The organism is Hamadaea sp. NPDC051192 (assembly GCF_040682475.1).
In the GTDB taxonomy this organism is placed as follows: domain Bacteria; phylum Actinomycetota; class Actinomycetes; order Mycobacteriales; family Micromonosporaceae; genus Hamadaea; species Hamadaea flava.
In genome coordinates, this window is the sequence record NZ_JBFBAZ010000290.1 from 1 (window position 1) to 2,160 (window position 2,160).

Here is a 2,160-nt window from a genome sequence, read left to right on the forward strand (position 1 = left end):
GTCATGCCGAACCGAAACGCGACTTCGCCACCAAATCCAAGATCCGCTCACCCGATTACCTGGCCAACGTTTCCTGCTGAGCCACTAGCCTGATCCGGCTCACCATCTCGAACCCGAAGTGGCCCGAGATCCGCGGGGCTGGTAGGGGATCACCACGTCCGATTCCCGCCGGACTGACACCGTTCGGGTCGCGATGATGGGTTGGTGACTAGTGAGAGCACGATGGACGTGCTACAGAATTTCTACGCCGCCGAAGCCGCCTACATCGCGGCCGGAGGCATGGGGAAGGCCTCATTCGACGAGATTGCCGCCTGTCTCCATCCCGATGTAGTGATGTACCAGGCGTCCAGCCTTCCGTACGGCGGCATCTGGCGCGGGCCGCGGGGCATCGAGAGGTTCATGGCCGCGATGAGCGATGCATGGCAGTCGCTGGAGTTCCTTGAGCAGCGGTTCGTCGTCGGCGACGACGCGATCGTGGTCCTGAACCGAGGCGTCCTGACCGCCCGAGCCACCGGCCGGATGCTGGAGACCTCGGTCATGCAGCTGATCACCGTCCGAGACGGGCTGATCAGCGAGATGTACCCGTTCTATCAGGACACGATGGCAGTCGCCGAAGCCCTTCGCTGACCGTCCTTGATGGAGATTGCATAGGTGTCGCGGCCGTCGACGTGCAGCGCTCAGGAGGGAGCGACGACCAAACGACGCGCCGGCCCGGCGGCTGCTACCGCTACCGCCATCGTCAGTCTCATGAGCAAGGAGGGACGACGACCGTGGCCCTGGCACTGCATCTGCTGATGCTGGTTGTGTACGCGGGTTGGTCGTCGATCCTGGTGTGATGCTGACCGGTGTCCAGGCGTGTACCTGAGCGAGCAGGTCCAGGAGGGCTTCGTATACCGACGCGCACCGACTCGGGCGAGGTTCGGAGAAACGTCAGTCGACCTGCTTAGCTCAGTCGTCCGCCGATGCCGCCTTCGGGGACGATCTCGTCGATGCGGGCAAGGTCGTCGGCGGTCAGGGCCAGCTCGATGGCGGCGACGTTCTCGGCGACGCGGCCGGGATTGCGCGAGCCCGGGATGGGCACGATGTAGTCCGCTTTCGCCAGCAGCCATGCCAGCGCAAGCTGAGAGAGAGCGACGCCCTTGCTCTCGGCGAATGCGGTCAGCTGATCGACGATGGCGAGGTTGGCGTCGAAGTTCTCCGGCTTCCACCAGCCAATGCGCTGCCGGTAGTCGCTGGCGTCGTAGTGATCGCGGGACTTGACCGCGCCGCTGAGGAAGCCACGGGCCAGCGGGGAGTACGCGACGAAGCCGATGCCGAGTTCTTCCAGGACCGGAAACAGCGCTTCGCCGTCGTGGGCGAAGATCGAGTACTCGTCCTGCAGTGCGGAGATCGGGTGCACAGCGTGGGCGCGGCGGATGGTGTCGGCGTCGGCGTTGGAGACTCCGAGGTACTTCACCTTGCCGGCGTCGACGAATTCCTTCATGACGCCCACGACGTCCTCAATCGCAACGTTCGGGTCGGGCAGGTGCTGGTACAACAGGTCGATCGTGTCGATGCCCAGGTTGCGCAGGCTGTTGTCGACAACTTCGCGGATGTGCTCGGGTCGCGAGTCCTGGCCGAAGGTCGGCGTGTAACCGAACTTCGTGGCGATGGTCACTTCGTCGCGGATCGGCGCCAGGGCGCGTCCGAGGAGCTTCTCGCCCATGCCCCAGCCGTACATTTCGGCGGTGTCGAAGTGGGTGACGCCGAGTTCGTAAGCACGCCGGATCGCGGCGATCGATTCGGTGTCGTCGGCCGGGCCGTAGCCGGCGGCGGTGCCCAGCGCTCCGTAGCTGATCTCGGAGGTGGACAGTCCCTGGCGCCCGAGCTTCCTGTGCTGCATGAGCTGCTCCTCGATGTCAACCCGCGCGGTTCGGTTAGACCATAGCGTGTGCGTGGGACGTCTCAAACCGAACACTTTGGCTGGTCAGGCAGGAAGCATGGCCTTCCCGTCAGCGCAGACACAACGAGCGATCGCATCCGTACTGTGGAACGTCAAGCAGCTGCATCAGCACACCCTTGCGGGATCTAGTGGCTCAGCAGGAAACGTTGGCCAGGTAATCGGGTGAGCGGATCTTGGATTTGGTGGCGAAGTCGCGTTTCGGTTCGGCATGACTGTTG

2 protein-coding genes are annotated in these 2,160 nt (G+C 64.0%); one reads left to right on the plus strand and one right to left on the minus strand.

What is annotated here, in order from left to right; translation table 11 throughout:
- Nucleotides 1–222 precede the first annotated feature (222 nt).
- Nucleotides 223–627, plus strand: coding sequence for a nuclear transport factor 2 family protein (locus AB0M47_RS42630; RefSeq protein WP_363424730.1), 405 nt, complete (start codon nucleotides 223–225; stop codon nucleotides 625–627).
- Nucleotides 628–943: 316 nt separating this feature from the next.
- Here AB0M47_RS42630 and AB0M47_RS42635 read toward each other — a convergent pair whose 3' ends face one another.
- The gene (locus AB0M47_RS42635; RefSeq protein ID WP_363424733.1) at nucleotides 944–1,882 is read right to left on the minus strand and encodes an aldo/keto reductase; all 939 of its coding nucleotides are present in this window, start codon (nucleotides 1,880–1,882) and stop codon (nucleotides 944–946) included.
- Between the last annotated feature and the right edge of the window lie 278 nt (nucleotides 1,883–2,160).

Coding starts and splice junctions, on each gene's coding strand:
- AB0M47_RS42635 (WP_363424733.1), bottom strand. CDS start 1,882: ATGCAGCACAGGAAGCTCGGGCGCCAGGGACTGTCCACCTCCGAGATC.
- AB0M47_RS42630 (WP_363424730.1), top strand. CDS start 223: ATGGACGTGCTACAGAATTTCTACGCCGCCGAAGCCGCCTACATCGCG.